This is a genomic window from Xenorhabdus budapestensis (genome assembly GCF_002632465.1).
Classification (GTDB): Bacteria; Pseudomonadota; Gammaproteobacteria; order Enterobacterales; family Enterobacteriaceae; genus Xenorhabdus; species Xenorhabdus budapestensis.
In genome coordinates this window covers 42273-57747 of the sequence record NZ_NIBS01000015.1, presented here as the reverse complement: position 1 = coordinate 57747, position 15475 = coordinate 42273, and the positions used below count along the sequence as shown (strand labels likewise).

The window sequence follows — 15475 nt, the reverse complement described above, 5'->3', positions numbered from 1 at the left end:
AGTTATCTGGTAGCGGTTATTCTTCCAATTTTACTTCTTCTAACCATTATTAGCGCCGGATAATCTCATCAAATATGCCACCAGTAACAAAATGCTCCTTCTGTGCTTTTTTCCAGCCACCAAATACCTCATCAATTGTGAATAATTTCAACTCAGGAAAAACAGTACGGTACTTTTCTGCAATGGCTTTATCGCGGGGACGATAATAATTTTTTGCGGCAATTTCCTGTCCAATCGGTGAATAAAGGTATTTCAGATATTCAGTTGCCAATTCGCGTGTACCCCGTTTATCAACGACTTTATCGACAACAGCCACCGTTGGCTCTGCCAGAATAGAAATGCCTGGAGTGATAATTTCGAATTTTCCTTTACCTTCCTTATCTAAAGCATTAATCGCCAGCAATGCTTCATTTTCCCATGCAATCAGTACATCGCCGATCCCGCGTTCAACAAAAGTATTGGTTGCTCCACGAGCACCAGAATCCAATACTTCAACATTTTTATACAACGCTTTCACAAACACCTTTGCCTTAGCTTGATCCTGATTGTTGTGCACCAAGCTATATCCCCAGGCAGCCAGATAGTTCCAACGTGCACCACCGGATGTTTTGGGATTCGGTGTTACAACAGAAACATCAGGACGGATCAAGTCTGACCAATCTTTAATCTGTTTGGGATTCCCCTTTCTCACCAGAAAAACAATCGTTGATGTGTAAGGCGCGGAATTATCCGGTAAACGCTGGAGCCAGTTTTTGGCAATGCTGCCGCGCTCTGCGATCGCATCCACATCATATGCTAACGCCAATGTCACGACATCTGCCTTAAGTCCATTAATCACTGAAGTTGCCTGCTTGCCTGAACCGCCATGCGATTGTCGGATCGTCACCTGTTTCCCGGTTTTCTGCTGCCAATATTGACTGAATGCCTGATTATATTGCTGATACAACTCACGCGTCGGATCATAAGAAACATTCAAGAGTTGCACATCTTTCGCCCACGACTCTCCTCCTGTCAGCATGATCAGCAATAACATTATCAGGGCAGAATACCTTTTCGTGCTCCAGTTCATTATCTTCCATTTCATAACCTCCCATTGCGTAATCATCGTAAAATGCTCTCCTAAATTATTTATGATCTTCTCCATAAAAACTGACAGAAAGCGTTCTGACGCAGAAATAATTTAAAATTTCCACTTATTCACAACAGGAATATGACGAACTAACAAAAAGAACAGCCATATAGACATCATATGGCTGTATCTGAAAAATGAACTTATTAGTAAGGAAGAAGAACAGCCGGAGTCAGTAGAGTTTTTTCGCTGTTTCCAGCCAATCTTTCTTGAAGATACGCTGCATATTTTGCACCGCATCAATAATATCATGATGGACAAGTTTCTCATTCTGGATACCAACACAGCGGCCTCCATAACCCTCCAGTAACAACTGGACAGAATAAGCACCCATACGTGATGCCAGAATGCGGTCATAAGCCACTGGCGCACCGCCACGCTGAATATGCCCTAATACCGTTGCCCGAGTTTCATGGCGTGTTTCTGTTTCTATATATTTTGCCAGCTCATCTACATCACAAACATATTCAGTAATAGCGACAATGGCATGACGCTTGCCTTTCTGGATGCCGACTTTAATTTCTGCTAACAATTCTTCACGATCAAAAGGAACTTCACGTTCAGGCAGGACAATAAACTCACATCCACCAGCAATCGCTGCGGATAGTGTCAGATCACCACAATAGCGCCCCATTACCTCAACAATAGAGATACGTTTGTGGGAAGTTGAGGTATCGCGCAGACGATCAATAGCTTCAACAATCGTCTCCAGTGCCGTAAAATAACCGATAGTATAATCTGTTCCCGCCACATCATTGTCGATCGTACCGGGCAGACCGATACATGGAAAACCTGCCTCAGTCAGCTTTTTCGCTCCCAGATAAGAACCATCACCACCAATCACCACCAGCGCATCAATTTCACTTTTACGCATGTTTTCTATAGCAATTTCCCGCACCTTATCATCTCTGAACTCAGGAAAACGCGCTGATCCTAAAAACGTTCCACCACGATTAATCATATCGGAAACGCTAAAACGATCGAGCTTCTTCATCCTATTTTCATACAACCCCAGATAGCCATCATAAATACCATAAACTTCTAACCCATCGGTTAAAGCGGCCCGAACAACTCCACGAATAGCGGCGTTCATACCCGGAGCATCTCCGCCACTCGTTAAGACTCCGATTCTTTTAATCTTGTTGATCATGATGACCTCTGATTTTATAGGTGTAATATTTGCCAATCTGCTGACTGCCTTCCCTGACGGGAAGATTTATGGTGGTTTTACCAAACCTGATTGTCACTTCAATAGCTGAATTGATTCAACAGCGCCCATGATACGGAAAAACACTCAGTCTGCATTAATATTTTGTCTACTTTTTGACGATTTTTTGATTATGAATAAATTCTCCCATCAATCCCAACAATTTTTACGTGCCACTGGCACAATAGGCAAGGATCCTGGTGAATAATAATATCGGCACTGAAACACTTATCACGCAAAAATTTTTTCAATCAACAATACACAGTCCAGTACTGTCGCAGCCAATGCAGCAATACTGAACAATAAATCATAATTTATGTTTATCGGCGACAGCCCTTAGGATGATTCAGGATGGTCTATTTCAGGTATAAAAATAGCGCGTTAGATGGAAAAAGATAGGAGCAGAGAAACAAAGAGAATCGATTCTATCCAGCATACCTCCGTGACCTTCAATAATTTCACCGAAGTCTTTCACTCCGCTGTCACGCTTAATTGCAGACATACATAACCCACCAATAAATCCCATCAGTGTAATAGCCAATGACATCAGTCCGGCTTCCCACGGAGAAAATGGCGTCACCCAATACAGTGACATCCCCAGCAATACCGAAGCCAAAATGCCGCCAATAAACCCTTCAACCGTTTTTTTGGGGCTTAATTTCGGCACAATTGGCCGCTTACCAAATAATTTCCCGAACACGTACTGCCAAACATCGGACATCTGCACCACGATCATCAGGAACAACAACAACTCAATATTTTGACCTTGATACTCAGGAATATCCAACATCAACAAAGCGGGCGCATGACTAATGGCAAATACAGTGACCAACATACCCCACTGAATTTTTGCGGTGCGCTCCAGAAAACGAGTGGTATCACCGACCACAGCAATGCGGGCAGGTAAAAACAGAAATACGTAAACAGGGATAAATACTGAAAACAGCTCATACCATTCCATGCCCACCAAAACATACTGCACAGGTATAAAGCAGAAGAAGCACCAGAATAAAGCTTCATGGTCACTACGGCGAGTCGGAGTTAAAGTGATAAATTCGCGCAGGGCAAAAAAAGACATAACAGCAAATAATATAACTGACCCGACAGGCCCAACAACCACAGCCAGTACACAGACGATACACATCATCCACCAGCCACGAATACGGGCATTCAGGTTATCGATAGTCGCATTATGCTTTTCCCCCGCATAATGGAATGACAAAACCCCACCAATTACGCTGGCAATAATTAATGCACCAAATATACCGCCAAACAACAGCATCAAATTATAGCCTAACCCCGTCATAACACTAACTCCTCCAATGCAGCCTGGGCACGTTGCAAGAATGCGGCTTTACTTTCATTCTCAACCAATTTATCTAATGGCTGACCGAATCTGGCCGAACAAATAATTGGCACCAGCAATATCTTTCCCTTTGGTAAAACGCGATTTAAATTTTCCAGATAAACCGGAACGAGTTCAGCATCAGGATACTTACGGGCCAAATAATACAAGCCACTCTTGAATGGATTGATTTGTTCACCATCTCCGCGAGTCCCTTCTGGAAAGAAAATCAAAGATTCTCTTCGCGCCAGAATTCCCTCCAACGGCGCAAGAACTTCTTCTTTGTGAGTATTCTCACCTTGGCGCTCGATTAAAACTGCACAAAATATCTTATACATCAGATAGCGACGTAGACGGGTTTTATCCCAATAATCACGGGCCGCAACTGGATGAACCAGATGACGCAACGCCGAAGGAAGCCCGGACCAAATTACTAATCCGTCAAGGTGGCTGGTGTGATTAGCATAATAAATACGACTTTTGGTCGAAGGTTGGCAACCTATCCATCGCACCCGCACACCAGTCAAGATACGACATAGGCCCGACAACATCGCCCCCATGCATTTTGACAGGAAGCTAATTTTATGAGTTTTTTTCATACAGGGTATCCCTATCCCTATTTATTTTTATGTAGAGTAACAGTGATAAGATTTTTTTAATTAATGGCTTGCAAGAAGGTAAGATAATCAAGATTGTTTGAGATAACAACAGGCCTATAGCTTATTCAGGTATGACAGCGCTTTAGATAGCCTATACATGATGCGTAAACAGCTAATAAATTCAAATAAATCCAGTAAATCCGCAAACAATTTCTCATAAGTTGTCAGTAGGAAAACAACTTATGATATACCCTATGTGAAGACAAAAAAAAGCCCCGCTCGGGGGCTGAAAGACAGGGATGGTGTCTATGGCAAGGAAAATCGTTATTGATGTTACTTCACGTCACATAGATATAACAGAATCAATTTAACTCCCGGATAATTCGCGCTTTATAACACTTTTGGAGCTGTTCTTCTTGCTCCGATGTCAGCAATTGATACATTTGATGACGAATACGCGCAATTTCTACACTGAGATCAATATTCTGCTTTGCTACTTTTTCAAGCTGCGTTCTTACCGCAGCTTCATCAAAATTCTTTGCAGTCAGAAGATCATACATCTTCCAACGCTCTGCCTGTATGTCTGCCCTTACTTGATCATGCAGATGCCGTTTTTTGACTAAATCCCACATCTGCTGTCGTTGCTGTTCAGTTAATGTAATTCCCCCAAAGACACAACTATAGTTATAGTTACGTTGGTAATAACCAGAATCACCCTTGTCGTATGGCAGGCAAAACAGCGAGGAATCAGCCTCGGAGGCATTATACGCATCAGCAATTTCAGCTAAGGCCATTGCCGTTCCAAACACAGACATTGACGCTAAAGCTAATGTTGCTATTTTACGCATTTAATAATTCCTCGCTTTATCGAATAGCACTATTCGATTCAGTGCAGGTAATATAGCCTTATGGCTGCAAACTAGCGTCAGAGCATGTAAAAGTACGTAAAGTCATGGAATAGCAAAATTTGTTATCGTATTTTGCTCTTGGAGGAATAATGAATGCATAAGATATTATTAGTTGATGATGACCGCGAACTAACATCTTTGTTAAAAGAACTACTAGAAATGGAAGGATTCAGTGTAGTGATCGCCCATGATGGTGAACAGGCATTACAATTTATCGATTCTTCAATTGACCTATTACTACTGGATATCATGATGCCACGCAAAAACGGCATCGAGACATTGAAGGAGCTACGTCAATACCACCAAACTCCCGTTATTATGTTAACGGCTCGAGGAAGCGATTTAGACCGCGTTCTGGGGCTAGAATTGGGAGCAGATGATTACTTACCTAAGCCTTTTAACGATCGTGAACTGGTAGCCCGTATACGTGCGATTTTGCGTCGTTCCAACTGGAACGAACAACAAGCTGACAACGGTACACCTGTGCTCGAAGTCGATAAACTGCAACTCAATCCAGGGCGCCAGGAAGCCAGCTTCGATGGCAATATTCTGGATTTAACCGGAACAGAATTCACACTTCTCTACTTACTGGCTCAACATTTGGGGCAAGTTGTTTCCCGTGAACATTTAAGTCAAGAAGTATTAGGAAAACGACTAACACCTTTTGACAGAGCCATAGACATGCATATTTCTAACCTTCGTCGTAAATTACCCAACCGGACTGATGAATTACCTTGGTTTAAAACGTTACGTGGACGCGGATATTTAATGGTTTCAGCGAAATGATCAATAGCCTAACAGCCCGCATATTTGCCATTTTCTGGCTAACGCTGGCGCTCGTTTTGATGGTCGCGCTAATGGTGCCTAAACTGGATTCAAGGCAATTAACCCCACTATTAGACAGTGAATATCAACAAGGCAACCAGATAGCCAGACATATTGGAGAAGAATTAACTCGCTATCCACCCAATGATCTATTCTGGTGGCTAAGGCTAGATCGTGCCATTGCCCAATGGGCACCACCAGATCAATTCTTATATCTCGCTACTGCTGAAGGGCGTGTCGTTGGTCATGAGAAAAATTTTATGCAGGTTGTTCGCAATTTCCTCGGCCAATCTGACAATACAGACCATCCTAAAAAGAAAAAATATGGTCGTATAGAAATACTTGGGCCATTTTCAATACGTGATGGCGGAGATTATTATCACCTCTACCAGCTTCGGCCAGCAGGCAGTCCACAATCAGATTTTATTAATTTGATGTTTGATCGCCCTTTCCTGCTACCTGCGGCGACCATGTTAATAAGTGCACCTCTACTCCTATGGCTGGCATGGAGTTTAGCAAAACCTGCCCGTAAGTTAAAAAACGCGGCAGATGAAGTGGCAAAAGGTAACTTAAGACAGCATCCTGAGCTGGAGTCAGGCCCACAAGAATTTCTGGCTGCTGGCAGCAGCTTCAACCAGATGATTAGTGCATTAGAAAGAATGGTAACCGCCCAACAACGGCTAATATCCGATATTTCGCACGAATTACGCACCCCCCTTACCCGTTTACAACTTGCGACAGCATTACTACGCCGCCGCCATGGAGAAAGCAAAGAACTGGAGCGCATTGAAACAGAAACCCAGCGCTTGGATGGCATGATTAATGACCTTTTAATACTTTCCCGCAACCAGCATAAAAATGAACTACTGCGTGAAAACATCAAAGCCAGCGAGATATGGAATGACATATTGGAGAATGCCAAATTTGAAGTCGAGCAGATGAACAAAACGCTGGATATCGTTTCTCCCCCTGGTTCCTGGACTATTTACTGCAACCCGGCAGTACTTGGTAGTGCACTGGAAAACATTGTCCGCAACGCCCTTCGCTATTCCAGCAACCATATCGCCGTTACATTTAAAGCTGATAATCATGGCGTGACAATTACAGTTGATGATGATGGCCCTGGAGTCAACCCTGAAGACCGTGAACATATCTTCCGCCCATTTTATCGGACAGATGAAGCGAGGGATAGAGAATCAGGCGGTACAGGGCTAGGACTAGCGATAGTTGAAACCGCAGTGGAACAACATCGAGGCTGGGTGAAGGCAGAAGATAGTCCTTTAGGGGGGCTACGGTTGGTGATTTGGTTACCGTTGCACGGGAGGTAGATAGATGGCGTCTTGACCGAAATTTAGTTAATAACAGTATGTAATAATTTAAAAAAAAAGACTATTATACTTGACCTTGAGGCATTGAGAATCTACTCTCGTCGCGGGTTAATGAAAATTACTCATATAGTTATTTACATTTAGAAAAAAATACCTATATATCAAATAGATAAAAAATACACGATTAATAATAGGCATTCTGGGAGCCGTAACCTAGTGCGGTAGCTTTGGTCAAGCATAGAAATAAATCCCATAAAATTTCCTTTCAAAACTCGACAATCAAATCTTGTCAATTTATAAATGTAATAATATGTGATTAATACTGCCTATACAGTAAATAGCACGAAAATACTAACTAATTTAGATGTGTTTAAGAGTAATTATCTGCTACTCAATATTTTCATAACGTATTGCAATACACCGAGTCTCTTTGAGAAAACCGAAACAGAGTTCAAAAGCATTGCGGTTACAATAAGCCTGTTCATCAAATTGCGTACGACCATCTGTGTTGCCTTTTTCATTGACTTTATATGGAATAATACTTTTGATTCTCAATTTACGTAAATAATCGCGGAATTTTCCTCCCAAATAACCTTTATCTGCTAGTACAACTTTGCCACGCCGCTTCATGAAACCATTTTTACGTTGTATGCTAATGCCTGATTTTGATCAACAGTTAAATCGGTTATAGACTGCTCTCCAAGAGCCATAACGCTCAGATAAATCACGCCATAGAGCCGCTTGAGCAGAGTACCTATCCCATTCATCACACGGCGGTGTTCAACATGTAGTCATCCTGCCCGCTCTCAGTGGATAGGAGGTAAATAGAGTTCTATCAATATTATTATATTAAGGGACACAGCCTAGGCTTAGATATCATAGTCTTCAACACAATAATGCTATCTGAGCCTATCATTTAACTTTATTCCACCAAGTCTTTCAAAACTTTTATTTTATAGATTTTAGGATTAATTTATGTCAGTTGTTGATATTTTAGAATCAAAAATTAATGATTCTTCTGCTATTGTAGCTATTGTTGGTCTTGGATATGTAGGATTACCCTTAATGCTTCGCTATAATGAAGTAGGGTACAATGTTATCGGGTTTGATATTGATAAAGAGAAAGTTAATCAATTAAATAACGGACAAAGTTATATTGAGCATATTCCTACTCAAAAGATCAATAATGCGCTGAAAAAAGGTTTCACAGCAACTATTGATTTTTCTAAAATTTCCGAATGTGATGTTATTATTTTGTGTGTGCCAACTCCATTAAATAAGTATAGAGAACCCGATATTAGCTTTATTGTTAATACAACAAAAATGATTCAACCTTTTTTACGCAAAGGACAATTATTATCATTAGAGAGTACGACATATCCGGGTACTACAGAAGAAGAGTTGTTACCTCGAATTGAAGCACAAGGCTTTAAGGTCGGAAAAGATATATTCTTAGTTTATTCTCCTGAACGTGAAGACCCTGGTAACCCTAACTTTGAAACAAGAACAATTCCCAAAGTTATCGGGGGACATACAAGTTCATGTTTGAAAATAGGCCAATCTATTTATAGTAAAGCAATCGATAGAGTGGTACCTGTAAGTTCAACTAAAGCAGCAGAAATGACTAAGCTGCTGGAAAATATCCATCGGGCAGTTAATATCGGCTTAGTTAATGAAATGAAAATTGTTGCTGATAAAATGGGTATTGATATATTTGAAGTTATCGATGCAGCCGCAACAAAACCCTTCGGATTCACTGCTTATTATCCAGGTCCAGGTTTAGGTGGGCATTGTATTCCTATTGACCCATTCTATTTAACTTGGAAAGCTCGTGAATATGGCATTAATACAAGATTCATCGAGCTATCTGGTGAAATTAATCGAGCAATGCCTGAATATGTTTTAAATAAATTGATAGATGGCCTAAATAACCAAGGTAAAGCTCTCAACCATAGTAGAATACTCGTCTTAGGAATTGCATATAAGAAAAATGTTGATGACATGCGTGAATCTCCCTCTGTAGAACTAATGGAGATGATTCAAGAAAAAGGTGCTACTGTAGCATATAGCGATCCTCATGTACCTGAATTTCCTTCTATGCGTGAACATCACTTCGATTTGAGTAGTGAGGAAATCATGGCTAATAATATTGCCTCTTTCGATGCAATTATTTTGGCAACTAATCATGATAAATTCGATTACTCCTTGATCAAGAATAATGCAAAATTGCTAATTGATACTCGTGGAGTTTACCGTGAAGCTTCAGAAAATATAATTAAAGCCTAATTTAATACTAAAATTTTAGAATAAAGGATTATATTATGAAAAAGTTCGCCTTAATTGGTGCCGCTGGTTATATTGCCCCACGTCATATGAAAGCAATTATAGAAACAAATAATGAATTATCTGTTGCCTATGATATAAATGATTCTGTTGGTATTATCGATAGTATTTCTCCACAAAGCGAATTCTTTACAGAATTTGAACGTTTTTCTGACTATGCATATCGTTTGCAAAGAAAGACTGAAACAAAATTAAACTATGTCACAATATGTACCCCAAATTATCTGCACTTATCTCATATCACAGCAGGTCTTCGTTTGGGTTGTGATGTGATTTGTGAAAAACCATTAGTTCCAACACCTGAGCAACTTGGTGAATTAGAACTTGTAGAAAAAGAAACTGGAAAAAAAGTATATAACATTCTCCAACTCAGACATCATCAAGCCATTTTAGATTTAAAAGAAAAAGTTAGTAATGAAAAAAAAGAAGATAAGTATGATGTTGTTCTAACATATATAACATCTCGCGGTAAATGGTATATGGAGAGCTGGAAAGGTGATCCTCGTAAATCATTTGGAGTAGCAACAAATATCGGTGTTCACTTCTTCGATATGCTCCATTTTATCTTTGGTCGATTAGAAAAAAATCATTTACATTATGCAGATGAGCAAAAAGCTGCGGGTTACCTTGAATATGAAAAAGCCCGAGTTCACTGGTTCTTATCTATAGATGCCTATGACCTACCAGATTCCGTTAAAGGCAAACAAACTACATTCCGTTCAATTACTATCAATAGTGAAGAAATTGAGTTTTCTAAAGGGTTTACTGATCTACATACTACTAGCTATAAAGAAATCTTAGCTGGCCGTGGCTATGGTTTAGAAGATGCACGTCATTGTATTGAAACAGTAAATACGATAAGAAATGCACAACCAATACCAGCTAACACTAATGAAGGTCATCCATTCTTATCTCAACTAATTAAATAATTTAACGGTAAACACCATGAACTACTATCAACATCCAAGCGCAATCATTGATGAAGGAGCCAAAATAGGAAATAACTCTCGGATATGGCATTTCGTACACATATGTAGTGGTGCAATAATTGGGGAAAAAGTTTCACTAGGCCAAAATGTCTTTGTTGGTAATAAAGTTATAATTGGAAATAATTGTAAAATCCAAAATAACGTTTCAGTCTATGATAATGTTACCCTTGAAGAAGGTGTATTCTGTGGACCAAGCATGGTGTTTACTAATGTTTATAATCCTCGTTCATTAATTGAACGTAAAGATCAATATAAAAATACTCTCGTCAAAAAAGGTACTACTTTGGGGGCTAATTGTACCATTGTTTGTGGTGTAACAATTGGGCAATTTGCATTTATTGGTGCCGGAGCCGTAGTTAATAAAAATGTACCCGATTATGCGTTGATGGTGGGCGTACCTGCCAAACAAATAGGCTGGATGAGTGAGTTTGGTGAACAACTAGATCTTCCTCTAAATGGTGAAGCTGAAACTGTTTGCCAACATACAGGCATTAAATACGTATTAAAAGGAAATACGCTTCAACAGATAAAAGCGTAAGTTAGAATAAATTAATTAGAATGATAAGAGTAAAACTATGCAATTTATTGATCTAAACACACAACAAACACGTATAAAAGACAAAATCAATGAAGGTATTCAACGTGTATTATCTCATGGTCAATATATTTTAGGACCAGAAGTTACTGAATTAGAAGAAAAACTAGCAGCATTTATAGGAGCGAAATACTGCATCAGCGTCGCTAATGGCACAGATGCTTTACAAATTGCACAAATGGCTTTTGGTATTGGTCCAGGCGATGAAGTCATTACTCCTGGTTTTACATATATTGCAACAGCAGAAACAGTAGCATTATTAGGTGCTAAACCCGTATATGTTGATGTTTGTCCTAAAACTTATAATCTAGACCCTCAAAAACTTGAAGCTTCAATTACTCCACGGACAAAAGCGATCATTCCTGTTTCTTTATATGGTCAATGTGCAGATTTCGATGCAATTAATGCTATTGCAGCTAAACATAATATTCCTGTCATTGAAGATGCAGCACAGAGTTTCGGTGCATCTTATAAAGGAAAAAAATCCTGCAATTTAAGTACCGTTGCTTGTACAAGTTTTTTCCCAAGTAAGCCTTTAGGTTGCTATGGTGATGGTGGAGCCATATTTACTAATGATGATAAATTAGCATTATTAATGAGACAGATTGCACGTCATGGTCAAGATCGTCGTTATCATCATATTCGGATCGGTGTGAATAGTCGTTTAGATACTTTGCAAGCAGCGATATTGCTACCTAAGTTAGAAATTCTATCGGAAGAAATTACACTACGCAATCAAGTTGCCTCTAAATATATTCACTTATTAAATGAAATTGGTCTAGATACAATACCATTTGTCGCCGACCATAATATTTCTGCTTGGGCTCAATTCACTATTCGTGTATCAAATCGTGAACAGATACAACAAAAATTGAAAAATTTAGGAATTCCCACCGCTGTACATTATCCGATACCTTTAAACAAACAGCCAGCTGTAGCTGATTCTAATATGATTTTATCAGTTGGTGATAAAATTGCAGAAGAAGTAATTAGTTTACCTATGCATCCATACCTGAGCAAAGAAGATCAAAAGAAAATAGTTAACAAATTAAAAGAGATCATAGCGTGCCAAGGAAATTAACCATCCGAAGTGAGTTTACACGAAATGTAATCACATTAATGACAGGTACAACAGTAGCACAAGCGATACCTATAGCAATAAGTCCTATATTAACAAGAATCTATACCCCAAGTGATTTTGGGGTATTAGCTCTATTTATGTCTATTGTGGCTATAATTGGAGGCATCATTAATGCCAGGTATGAATTAGCTATTATGCTACCTCAAAATGATGAAGATGCTATCAATTTATTTACCTTAGGGTTAATCATTAATACTTTTTTGTCACTAACACTAATGTTATTAATTATAATTTTTCATGGTAAAATAATAACTTTGTTAAATAATGAAGAAATAGGATTCTGGCTATATATTATTCCATTAGCTGTATTTTTTACTGGCCTATTTAATTTATTAAATTATTTTAATACAAGAATTAAAAACTACAAAACTCTAAGAAATTCAGTTATTATTAAATCTCTTATATCTGCCATAATACAATTAACTTCAGGATTACTAAAGTTTGGTGCTAATGGTTTAATTTTTGGCCAGTTACTGTCAAATATATTTTCTAATGGTAAGCTATTGAAGGCAGTCTTTAATAAAGAAAACATAATTAAGATCATATCAACAAAAAAAATCCTTCACCAAGCAAAGCGTTATAAAATATTTCCTACCTACTCTGTATTAGCAGTTTTATGTAATAATCTATCGCTATACCTTATTAATCTTATCATTCCATCACTCTTTAATCTTATGACATTAGGATTTTACTCTCTTGTACAAAGAGTTCTTGGTATGCCATCTTCATTGATAGGAGGCTCAATAGGTCAAGTCTTTTTCCAAGAAGCCGCTCAAGAAAAAAAGGAAACAGGTCAAGCAATTAAATCTTTTATTGGTACAATAAAAAAATTACTTTTCATAGGTATTCCTTTATTTATATCTATTTATTTAACAATAGAGGATTTATTTTCTATTATATTTGGAGAAGAATGGCGTATTGCTGGTTATTATGCAAAACTAATATGTCCTTTATTTTTTATAAGGTTTATTGTATCAACTGTTAGCCCTATTGATACAATCATGGAAAAACAAAATATCTATTTGATATTTAATGTTGTATTGCTATCAATGAATTTATTAATTCTTTATATATCATATGGAAATTCATTCGAATACTTCTTAACCAGCTATACAATCGGTATCAGTTTTGTTTATATATTATATGGTTTTATACTAGGCAATATGGCTAAAGGTTAAGGTATATTTTAATATGGAAAAATATAAAAATTTGAGAATTGCAGTTACAGATGCTGAATATAAACATTCATTAGGAATTGTTCGAGCTCTAGGGAAACTAGGCATTAGTCCTTATGTTATTACTTTTAATAGGTTTTCACTATGTGGAATGTCTAAGTATTCAAATAATGAAATAATATTAAATGATAATTATACATTTGAAGAACTAGTAGAAAAATTAAAAATTTTTAAAATTGAATTACTCATTTTAGTTGGTACTAATTCATTTAAGAAAATAGTTCCCAGGAAAGATGAATTAAAAAAAAATAAGATTGAAATAATTACAGTTGATAATGACATTATAACTATAACGTTTGATAAGTCATCGACCTATACTCTTGCTGAAAAGTTACTAGTTCCGATTCCAAAAACGATTTATCCAAAATGCTTTGATGAATTAGACATATTAAAGAATGAAATAAATTATCCTTGCGTAATTAAAGGCCTATATGAAGTCGGTGGAAATATTGTTGACTATGTATATAATGAAGCTGAACTGCTAATAAAATATAAAAATTTATGTAATCGATATAATATAAAAGAAAGCGACGGTTTGCCCATGCTCCAGGAATATATTACTGGAGCTGGATGTGCCTTTTTTGCTGTCTATGACAATGGACAATGTGGACTCACATTTCAACATAAACGAATTCGGGAGTACCCTGCTAGTGGTGGTGCTAGTGTATGTGCGGAAAGCTTTAAAAATGATCTTGTTGAAAAATATGGTAGAATATTACTTGATCATCTAGAGTGGCATGGTGTAGCAATGGTTGAATTTAAACTAAATGATTCAGGCATTCCTATTTTAATGGAGATTAATCCTAAATTCTGGGGTTCTACTGATCTGGCTTTAGAAGCTAATGTTAATTTTCCTAAGGCGCTTATCGATATTTATCTAAGAAAAAAAATAAGCTATGATAATAATTATAAGTATCCTCTGAAGTATCATTGGCCTCTAGATGGTGATTTTTTACATGCCATAGAAAACCCAAAATCTATAATAAATGTATTAAAAGACTCTTTTAATCCTAAGGTGAAAAGTAACATTTGGATGTCGGATTTTTTTCCCACTTTCAAATTAGTATATGGTTTTATTAAATTAGTCTTAATCAAAAGATTATTTAGGAGATAATGTGTACAGAGGATTAATACATTTTCACTCTTGTTTTTCATTTGATTCTATCTTATCAATAGAAAAAATAGTTAAATTTTCTTTAAAAAATAATTTAAATTTTTTGGTATTAACTGATCATGATACTATAAATGGTTCATTAAATTTAAAAGACTATGTAGAAAAAAGAAATATAGATCTAGAAATTATTATCGCAGCTGAGTATAAAACTGAGTATGGTGATGTTATTGCACTTGGCATAGAACATGAAATAACTGAAATGAAGTTCTCTTCCTTTATACAACAAGTAAAAAATCAAAATGGTTTACTTCTTTTTCCTCACCCATATGTTGGTCATAAAAATATTGAAGAAATAGCAGAAAATGCAGACTTAATTGAGATCTTTAATTCTAGAGTTGACGATAGTAAAAATTTAAAAGCGAAAAATTTATCAACTAAACACAATAAAAAAACATATTACGCTTCAGATGCGCATACATATTCATGTTTAAGAAATGCAATAGTTGAATTTAAAAGAAATGGTGATTTTAAATCATCACTTATGAGTTCAAGAATAGTATTAATTAAAAAACACAAAACCACTAATATTGAATTAATTTACTCACAGTTTATTAAATCAATCAAAAAGAAAAATATTAAATTATTTTATAATCTATTGAAGTCAACCATAAAACAGACTATTTCATTTAAAATACTTAAAAATATTTAATTTCAACA

15 protein-coding genes are annotated in these 15475 nt (G+C 37.1%); 9 read left to right on the top strand and 6 right to left on the bottom strand.

The features are described 5' to 3' along the window. Positions 1–49: 49 nt before the first annotated feature. The 5 genes from Xbud_RS13300 to Xbud_RS13280 all read right to left on the bottom strand — a co-directional run bounded on the left by Xbud_RS13300 (position 50) and on the right by Xbud_RS13280 (position 5128). On the bottom strand, positions 50–1033 hold the full coding sequence (locus tag Xbud_RS13300; protein WP_244589955.1) for a sulfate ABC transporter substrate-binding protein: 984 nt from the start codon (positions 1031–1033) through the stop codon (positions 50–52). Between the two features lie 268 nt (positions 1034–1301). Further along, positions 1302–2279, bottom strand: a complete 978-nt coding sequence (gene pfkA, locus Xbud_RS13295; RefSeq protein WP_099136513.1) for a 6-phosphofructokinase — start codon at positions 2277–2279, stop codon at positions 1302–1304. A 418-nt stretch (positions 2280–2697) separates the two neighbouring features. Further along, positions 2698–3642 (bottom strand): phosphatidate cytidylyltransferase, encoded by a 945-nt coding sequence (locus Xbud_RS13290; protein ID WP_099136512.1) that lies wholly within the window; start codon positions 3640–3642, stop codon positions 2698–2700. Then, the gene (locus tag Xbud_RS13285) at positions 3639–4280 is read right to left on the bottom strand and encodes a lysophospholipid acyltransferase family protein (protein ID WP_099136511.1); all 642 of its coding nucleotides are present in this window, start codon (positions 4278–4280) and stop codon (positions 3639–3641) included. The genes Xbud_RS13290 and Xbud_RS13285 overlap by 4 nt, the downstream gene beginning before the upstream one ends. A 362-nt stretch (positions 4281–4642) precedes the next feature. Next, positions 4643–5128 (bottom strand): Spy/CpxP family protein refolding chaperone, encoded by a 486-nt coding sequence (locus tag Xbud_RS13280; RefSeq protein WP_099136510.1) that lies wholly within the window; start codon positions 5126–5128, stop codon positions 4643–4645. 153 nt (positions 5129–5281) lie between these two features. On the opposite strand from Xbud_RS13280, the gene cpxR reads away from it, so the two are divergent. Then, positions 5282–5974 carry an envelope stress response regulator transcription factor CpxR gene (cpxR, locus tag Xbud_RS13275; protein WP_047682683.1) on the top strand — a complete coding sequence of 231 codons (693 nt, stop codon included), beginning with the start codon at positions 5282–5284 and terminating at the stop codon, positions 5972–5974. Continuing rightward, the gene (gene cpxA, locus Xbud_RS13270; RefSeq protein WP_099136509.1) at positions 5971–7341 is read left to right on the top strand and encodes an envelope stress sensor histidine kinase CpxA; all 1371 of its coding nucleotides are present in this window, start codon (positions 5971–5973) and stop codon (positions 7339–7341) included. The genes cpxR and cpxA overlap by 4 nt, the downstream gene beginning before the upstream one ends. A 387-nt stretch (positions 7342–7728) precedes the next feature. On the opposite strand, the gene Xbud_RS13265 is transcribed toward cpxA, so the two are convergent. Beyond that, entirely contained in the window at positions 7729–7971 is a 243-nt protein-coding gene (locus tag Xbud_RS13265) for a transposase (protein ID WP_099136508.1), read from the bottom strand. Positions 7972–8316: 345 nt separating this feature from the next. Between Xbud_RS13265 and Xbud_RS13260 the strand changes: the two genes are divergently transcribed. The 7 genes from Xbud_RS13260 to Xbud_RS13230 are packed head-to-tail and all read left to right on the top strand — an operon-like array spanning position 8317 to position 15467. After that, positions 8317–9627 carry a nucleotide sugar dehydrogenase gene (locus Xbud_RS13260; RefSeq protein WP_099136507.1) on the top strand — a complete coding sequence of 437 codons (1311 nt, stop codon included), beginning with the start codon at positions 8317–8319 and terminating at the stop codon, positions 9625–9627. A 35-nt stretch (positions 9628–9662) separates the two neighbouring features. Next, positions 9663–10613 (top strand): Gfo/Idh/MocA family protein, encoded by a 951-nt coding sequence (locus Xbud_RS13255; RefSeq protein WP_099136506.1) that lies wholly within the window; start codon positions 9663–9665, stop codon positions 10611–10613. Between the two features lie 16 nt (positions 10614–10629). Further along, positions 10630–11211, top strand: a complete 582-nt coding sequence (locus tag Xbud_RS13250) for an acyltransferase (protein WP_099136505.1) — start codon at positions 10630–10632, stop codon at positions 11209–11211. 37 nt (positions 11212–11248) lie between these two features. Then, positions 11249–12349 (top strand): DegT/DnrJ/EryC1/StrS family aminotransferase, encoded by a 1101-nt coding sequence (locus Xbud_RS13245; protein ID WP_099136504.1) that lies wholly within the window; start codon positions 11249–11251, stop codon positions 12347–12349. Continuing rightward, positions 12334–13587 (top strand): oligosaccharide flippase family protein, encoded by a 1254-nt coding sequence (locus Xbud_RS13240; RefSeq protein WP_099136503.1) that lies wholly within the window; start codon positions 12334–12336, stop codon positions 13585–13587. Before Xbud_RS13245 ends, Xbud_RS13240 begins: the two co-directional genes overlap by 16 nt. 13 nt (positions 13588–13600) lie before the next feature. Next, positions 13601–14758 (top strand): carboxylate--amine ligase, encoded by a 1158-nt coding sequence (locus tag Xbud_RS13235; protein WP_099136502.1) that lies wholly within the window; start codon positions 13601–13603, stop codon positions 14756–14758. Position 14759: 1 nt separating this feature from the next. After that, positions 14760–15467: a PHP domain-containing protein gene (locus tag Xbud_RS13230; protein ID WP_099136501.1), complete on the top strand. Its 708-nt coding sequence runs from the start codon at positions 14760–14762 to the stop codon at positions 15465–15467. Positions 15468–15475: the final 8 nt, after the last annotated feature.